General features: G+C 73.7%; 9 protein-coding genes. 3 read left to right on the top strand and 6 right to left on the bottom strand.

Going from position 1 to position 6118, the window contains the following annotated elements:
* Nucleotides 1–118: 118 nt before the first annotated feature.
* Nucleotides 119–613: a DUF6578 domain-containing protein gene (locus tag IE312_RS29105; RefSeq protein WP_189985278.1), complete on the bottom strand. Its 495-nt coding sequence runs from the start codon at nt 611–613 to the stop codon at nt 119–121.
* Nucleotides 614–723: 110 nt separating this feature from the next.
* On the opposite strand from IE312_RS29105, the gene IE312_RS29100 reads away from it, so the two are divergent.
* Entirely contained in the window at nt 724–1527 is an 804-nt protein-coding gene (locus IE312_RS29100) for a site-2 protease family protein (protein ID WP_189985277.1), read from the top strand.
* Here the strand turns inward: IE312_RS29100 and IE312_RS29095 are convergent.
* The 3 genes from IE312_RS29095 to IE312_RS29085 are packed head-to-tail and all read right to left on the bottom strand — an operon-like array spanning nt 1517 to nt 3596.
* Nucleotides 1517–1708, bottom strand: coding sequence for a hypothetical protein (locus IE312_RS29095; protein WP_189985276.1), 192 nt, complete (start codon nt 1706–1708; stop codon nt 1517–1519). The two genes, IE312_RS29100 and IE312_RS29095, sit on opposite strands and share 11 nt — an antisense overlap.
* Nucleotides 1709–1768: 60 nt before the next feature.
* On the bottom strand, nt 1769–2482 hold the full coding sequence (npdG, locus tag IE312_RS29090) for an NADPH-dependent F420 reductase (RefSeq protein WP_189985275.1): 714 nt from the start codon (nt 2480–2482) through the stop codon (nt 1769–1771).
* A 37-nt stretch (nt 2483–2519) separates the two neighbouring features.
* Nucleotides 2520–3596, bottom strand: coding sequence for a sialidase family protein (locus tag IE312_RS29085; protein WP_189985274.1), 1077 nt, complete (start codon nt 3594–3596; stop codon nt 2520–2522).
* Nucleotides 3597–3675: 79 nt separating this feature from the next.
* Between IE312_RS29085 and IE312_RS29080 the strand changes: the two genes are divergently transcribed.
* Nucleotides 3676–4272, top strand: coding sequence for a hypothetical protein (locus IE312_RS29080; protein WP_189985273.1), 597 nt, complete (start codon nt 3676–3678; stop codon nt 4270–4272).
* A gap of 329 nt (nt 4273–4601) precedes the next feature.
* Here IE312_RS29080 and IE312_RS29075 read toward each other — a convergent pair whose 3' ends face one another.
* Nucleotides 4602–4835 carry a hypothetical protein gene (locus IE312_RS29075; RefSeq protein ID WP_189985272.1) on the bottom strand — a complete coding sequence of 78 codons (234 nt, stop codon included), beginning with the start codon at nt 4833–4835 and terminating at the stop codon, nt 4602–4604.
* A 58-nt stretch (nt 4836–4893) separates the two neighbouring features.
* Between IE312_RS29075 and map the strand changes: the two genes are divergently transcribed.
* Nucleotides 4894–5751: a type I methionyl aminopeptidase gene (gene map, locus IE312_RS29070; RefSeq protein ID WP_189985271.1), complete on the top strand. Its 858-nt coding sequence runs from the start codon at nt 4894–4896 to the stop codon at nt 5749–5751.
* 73 nt (nt 5752–5824) lie between these two features.
* Here the strand turns inward: map and IE312_RS29065 are convergent, their stop codons facing one another.
* Nucleotides 5825–6028, bottom strand: coding sequence for a hypothetical protein (locus IE312_RS29065; RefSeq protein WP_189985270.1), 204 nt, complete (start codon nt 6026–6028; stop codon nt 5825–5827).
* Nucleotides 6029–6118: the final 90 nt, after the last annotated feature.

Raw genomic sequence — 6118 nt, 5'->3', positions numbered from 1 at the left:
CCGGCCCGGAGCGCGAGCACGCTCAGCAGGGCACGCAGCCGTGCCCCGCCGACCGGGACGGCCGTGCCGTCGGGGCGGATCGCCTGCGTGGGGCCGAGCAGCGTGAAGCGCACGGGGCTCATTGTCCCCGGAGCCGTCGGCGGGGGTCACCGGGCCGCGTCGGCGTGCCGCCGGGCACGTCCAGGGTGACGAGGACGCCGACGGCGCGGCGGACCCGGTACGGAACCCGCCGGGGCGGCTGTTCCTCCTGCTCGAAGGCGTCGAACCACTTCGGGCAGGCCTCGACGGCCTCCAGGGCGGGGGCGCCGGGCACCGGCTCCAGGGCGCGCCCGGCCGCGACGAAGATCACTTCGCCGGGGCCGGCGGCGGGCGGTGCGACGGCGCGCGGGTCGTGGTGGGCGAGGAACTCCTGGTGCACCAGGTCGATGGCGAGCACCCGGCCGGTGGTCGCCCGCTCGGGGCCGCCGTGGTTCGCCACCCAGGCGGCGGCGCCGTGGTGGCCGTCCTCGCGGGTGGTGGGGACGAGCCGCCAGGAGACCCGGTCCCCGACGGCGAACGGCGTGCCGCAGCACTCCATCTCCGCGTGGTCGTAGAACACCCTCATGCGTGGCATCACCCCAGGGTCCAGGAACCCGGTGGCCGTCGCGAGACGTTTTCCCCACGTGTCCGCGGCCGGTACGGTCGCAGTCCCCGACCGGAACCGGCCCGCACAGGAGCTCGCCCATGACCACCGCCACCACCCGCCGCGGCGAACGGCAGATCAGTCCCGTGTTCGTCGGCATCCTGGCCGTGACGGCGGTGACGGGCTGGGCCACCTGGACCGGGTTCGCCGCGCAGCCGGGCATCGCGGTGTTCCTGTTCGTGACCGCGGCCTGGATCGTCTCCCTGTGCCTGCACGAGTACGCGCACGCGCGCACCGCCCTGCACAGCGGGGACATCACGGTCGGCGCGAAGGGCTACCTCACGCTGAACCCGCTGAAGTACACGCACGCGCTGCTGAGCATCGTGCTCCCCGTCCTGTTCGTGATCATGGGCGGGATCGGCCTGCCCGGCGGTGCGGTGTTCATCGAGCGGAGCCGGATCCGGGGCCGCTGGCGGCACAGCCTGATCTCGGCGGCGGGCCCGCTGACGAACGTGCTGTTCGCCGCGGTGTGCACGGCCCCGTTCTGGCTGCATGCGCTGGACGGCGTGCCCGCGGACTTCCGGTTCGCGCTGGCGTTCCTGGCGCTGCTGCAGGTGACGGCGGCGCTGCTGAACTTCCTGCCGGTGCCGGGCCTGGACGGCTACGGCGTGCTGGAGCCGTGGCTGTCGTACAACGTGAAGCGGCAGGTGGAGCCGTTCGCGCCGTTCGGGCTGCTGTTCGTCTTCGCGCTGCTGTGGGTGCCGTCGGTGAACGGCGCGTTCTTCGACGTGATCGACTCGATCATGCGGGCGCTGAACGTCGACGACTTCTCCCGCTACTGCGGCCAGGACCTGTACCGGTTCTGGCAGGACGGCAACGACTACTGCTCGGCGGTCAGCTCGTGACGGACCCGTCCCGCCCGGCACCGGCCCGGCCGCGCTTGACGTAGTACCAGGTCATGTTGGACGACAGACCCGCCAGCAGCACCCAGACGATCCCCAGCCAGCTGCCCTGGACGAAGGAGACGACGGCCGCCGCCACCGCGAGGAGGCAGACGATCAGGGTGCAGAGGGCGATGCGGGGCATGGGGGTCGGCTCCGGATCCGGTCGGGGGACACTGCTACGGCACCAGTGTCCCCCATGAGGTCATACGTCCGTGACGCGGAGCCCGGCGTGCGCCTTGTACCGGCGGTTCACCGAGATCAGGTTCGCGACCAGCGATTCCACCTGGTGGGCGTTGCGCAGCCGGCCGGCGAAGACGCCGCGCATGCCGGGGATGCGTCCGGCCAGCGCCTGCACGATCTCGACGTCGGCGCGCTCCTCGCCGAGGACCATCACGTCGGTGTCGATCTGCTCGATCTCCGGGTCCTGGAGCAGCACGGCCGACAGGTGGTGGAAGGCGGCGGCGACCCGGGAGTCGGGCAGCAGGGCGGCGGCCTGCTCGGCGGCGCTGCCCTCCTCCGGCCGGAGCGCGTAGGCGCCCTTCTTGTCGAAGCCCAGCGGGTTGACGCAGTCCACGACGAGCTTGCCGGCCAGTTCCCCGCGCAGGGACCTCAGGGTGTCGCCGTGGCCCTCCCACGGGACGGCGACGATCACGATGTCGCTGCGGCGCGCGGTCTCCGCGTTGTCGGCGCCCTCGATGCCGTGGCCGAGTTCCCCGGCGGCGGCCCGGGCGCGCTCGGCGGCACGCGAGCCGATGATCACCTTCTGGCCGGCCCGGGCCAGCCGGTAGGCCAGGCCCTTGCCCTGCGGTCCGGTGCCGCCGAGCACGCCGACGACGTACCCGGAGACGTCGGGCAGGTCCCAGGGGTCCTTGGCGGGGGCCTTGGCCGGGGTCTGTGCGCTGTCGGTAGAGGTCATGGGCCGACTCTACGTCCGCCGCCGGGCGCGTACCGGCTCAGGTCAGCCGGTGCACGGGCACCCGGCGGAAAGTGATCGTCTCGTAGGCGCCGAAGTCACCGGTCTCGTGGAGCAGGCCGACGGTGTGCGGGTCGATGCGGACGAGGTCGGAGTAGGCGGCGGGCAGCCCGTCGACGGTGAACACCGGGCGCCAGGTGGTGCCGCCGTCGGCGGAGGCACGGATCGTCATCAGGGCGCGGGCGCCGCCGGGGTCCGCGGGGGCGGAGAAGAGCAGCAGGCCGGGGTCGCGCAGCTGGAGGACGGAGGCCTCGCAGACCGGCGCGGTGAGCCCGGCCTGCGGCCGGAAGGGCTTGACGAGGGTCTTGCCGCCGTCGGCGGAGTGGGCGTCGGCGCGGTTGCCGGGGGACGGGGAATCGTTGCGGGTGTTGAGGTAGACGCGGCCGTCGGGGAGTTCGGCGGCGGTGGTCTCGTTGACGTTGACGTAGCCGTCGGTGTTCTCGTCGAGGTAGCCGAGGTACCAGTTCTCGCCGCGGTCGTCGCTGAGCAGGCAGTGCCCGCCGTTGTACCGGGGCTCGGCGCCGGTGTCGGTGCCGGTGGGCGGCAGGGTGTGGTTGGCCGGGACGAGGATGCGGCCGGAGGTCAGCTGGAGGGCGTGCCCGGGGGTGGTGGCGTACCAGCGCCAGCCGGGCCGTTTCACCTGCCCGGTGATCTCCCTGGGCCGGGACCACGTCACCGCGTCGTCGTCGCTGTGCTGCACCCACACGCGCCGCCCGTCGGCGTCCGTGACCTGGCCGCGCAGGATCGCGGCCTCGGTGGCGGAGGCGGCGGCCCGGACGTGCACGAGCAGGATCCTGCCGGTGTCCAGGACGACGGGGGCGGGGTTGCCGGCGAGGTCCGTGCCGTTGCGCGCGGCGGTCTGCAGCGGCCCCCAGGTGCGGCCGCCGTCCGTGGACCGCTTCAGCACGATCTCGATGTGCCCGTGGTCGGCGGCGGAGTCCCTGCGGCCCTCGCAGAAGGCGAGCAGCGTGCCGGACCGGGTGGCGACGACGGCCGGGATGCGGAAACTGGCGTACCCCTCGTGGCCCGCGCGGAAGGGGACGGTCACGTCGGTCATCCCGACACCATCCCCGGGTCGGGCGAATTCGGGGTGAACTCCGCGTCACGAGTGACCGGTTGCGGCAGTATGCGGTGGCATGGACGCCGTACGGGTCGCGTTGCTGCGCGAAGTGCTCGCCGGGACGGAGTGGCTGGGGGCCACCCGGAGGTTCGCCGGGGTGCTGCGCGGATCGGTGGTGGCGCACGGGGGCGGGCTGCTGCTGGTGGGCACCCCCCGCCACGAGCCCTGGCACCTGGCCGCGCACCTGGTGGACGAGGCCGCGTGGTCGGGCACCCCCGAGCTGGCCCCCACGCTGGTACGGCATCATGTGCGGCCCTGCGACCCGCCCCACCTGGCCGTCGGGCCGGGCCGGATCGCGGCGGCCCGGCGCGGCGAGACCCTGCTGGTCGTGGCGCCGGAGGAGCCCGCGCCGCTGCTGCAGCGGGTGCACGACGCCCGGCTGGCCGGGGTGACGGTGCTGGCGCTGGGCGCGGGCGGCGGCGAGCTGGCCGCGATGGCGCACGACACGCTGGCCGTGCCGGAGGGGGCGGAGCTGGACCTGGACACCGTCCAGCACCTGGTCAGTGCGGCGGCCGGCGAGAACGCGGGGTCCCCGGGGCGGCGACGGGGGTTCCGGGACCGTCTGTCACGGCTGACGGAGGCGCTGACGGCCCCGCCGCCGGCCCCTTGGTGACCCGTCCGCCGCTTGTCCCGGCCGCCGCAGAAGCGGTTGCCCGCGAGTGCGGGCGGGCCGCCGGCCCGGCCGGGTCCGGGCGGCCGACCCGGGCGGCCGACCCGGGCGGGTCGGGGTCCGGGCGGGTCGGGGTCCGGGCGGGTGAGCGTTCGGGCGGGCGTACGGGCCTCACCCGGACCGGCGGCCTCCCGTGCGCGGGCGCGGCGGGGCCGCCTGCGCCGTGCCTGTGGGGGCTGAGTGGCTACGGGCTACCGGGCCCGGGGTAGGGCGCCCGGGCGGGCGAGCACGCGGCGCGGACGCGCGAGGGGCGCGCCGCCGTGCCGGCGTGCTCAGTCCTCGTCGGTGCTCGGCCCTGCGGGCGCGTCGTGCCAGCGCGGGTCGTTCTCCCACTGGAGGTTGCGCTCGGCGGCGGTCTCCATCGCGTGCCGGGCCTCATCGGGTGAGGCGTACGGCCCGAACCGGTCCTTGCCCGGGCAGTCCGGGCCCTCCTCGACCTTCTTGTGCTCCAGGCAGTAGTACCACTCCCCCGGCTTGCCGGCGGTGCGCTTCTTGAACAGGGCCATCGACAGCTCCTCTCGCCACCGACATGTTCCCCCATGTCCGCTGGTTAGACTCGCTGGCATGTCTGGCCAGTCGCTGCTCGTACCGGGGGAGCTGTCCCCCACCCGTCCGGTACCCGGAAACATCCGCCGCCCCGAGTACGTCGGCAAGCCCGCGCCGGCGCCGTACACCGGGCCGGAGGTGCAGACCCCCGAAACCGTCGAGGCGATGCGTACCGCCGGCCGTATCGCCGCGCGGGCGATGGCGGAGGCCGCGAAGATCATCGCGCCCGGGGTGACCACGGACCAGCTGGACAAGGTCACGCACGAGTACCTGTGCGACCACGGCGCGTACCCGTCCACGCTCGGCTACCGCGGCTTCCCCAAGTCACTGTGCACATCGGTCAACGAGGTCATCTGCCACGGCATCCCGGACTCGACGGTCCTCAGGGACGGCGACATCGTCAACCTGGACGTGACGGCGTACATCGGCGGGGTGCACGGCGACAACAACGCCACCTACCTGGTCGGCGAGGTCGACGAGGAGTCCCGGCTGCTGGTGGAGCGCACCCGGGAGGCGCTCGACCGGGCGATCAGGGCCGTGAAGCCGGGCCGGCAGATCAATGTCATCGGCCGGGTCATCGAGTCGTACGCCAAGCGCTTCGGCTACGGCGTCGTCCGGGACTTCACCGGGCACGGCATCAGCACGTCGTTCCACTCCGGGCTGATCATCCCGCACTACGACAGCCCGCACGCCACGACGGTGATGCAGCCGGGTATGACGTTCACGATCGAGCCGATGCTGACGCTCGGCACCCACGAGTACGACATGTGGGACGACGGCTGGACGGTCGTGACGAAGGACCGCAGGCGGACCGCGCAGTTCGAGCACACCCTGGTGGTGACGGACACCGGCGCGGACGTCCTGACCCTGCCCTGACGCCGTCCCGGCCGCCGACCGCGTCCGGACGACCGGGTCCCCCGCCGCGCGCCGGAAGGGGACCCGAGCCAGGTCAGCGCAGGTAGTCGCTGCAGTGGGCGCCACCCCAGAAGATCTTGTTCTCGAGCGACTGAAGTCCGCCGAAGTAGGGGCTGCAGACGGCTTCCTCGTCCTTGCCGCCCCGCTTGTCGTGCTGGGTGGCACTGGCCGTGGCGGCGCCGGTGGCGGTCAGGGCGGCGGCGAGGACCGTCGCGGCCAGGACTGATCGAATGCGCATGGTGCTCCTCTCGGGAGGCTGAGCGGTCAGCCCAGAGGTCCCCGCTCGTCCTCCCGCGCACACGCGGATCCACCCGAACGGCAGCGCGGA

It is taken from the genome of Streptomyces capoamus (genome assembly GCF_014654935.1).
Classification (GTDB): Bacteria; Actinomycetota; Actinomycetes; order Streptomycetales; family Streptomycetaceae; genus Streptomyces; species Streptomyces capoamus.
Note: the sequence above shows the minus strand (reverse complement) of the source record. Positions and strands in the feature narration are given on the sequence as shown.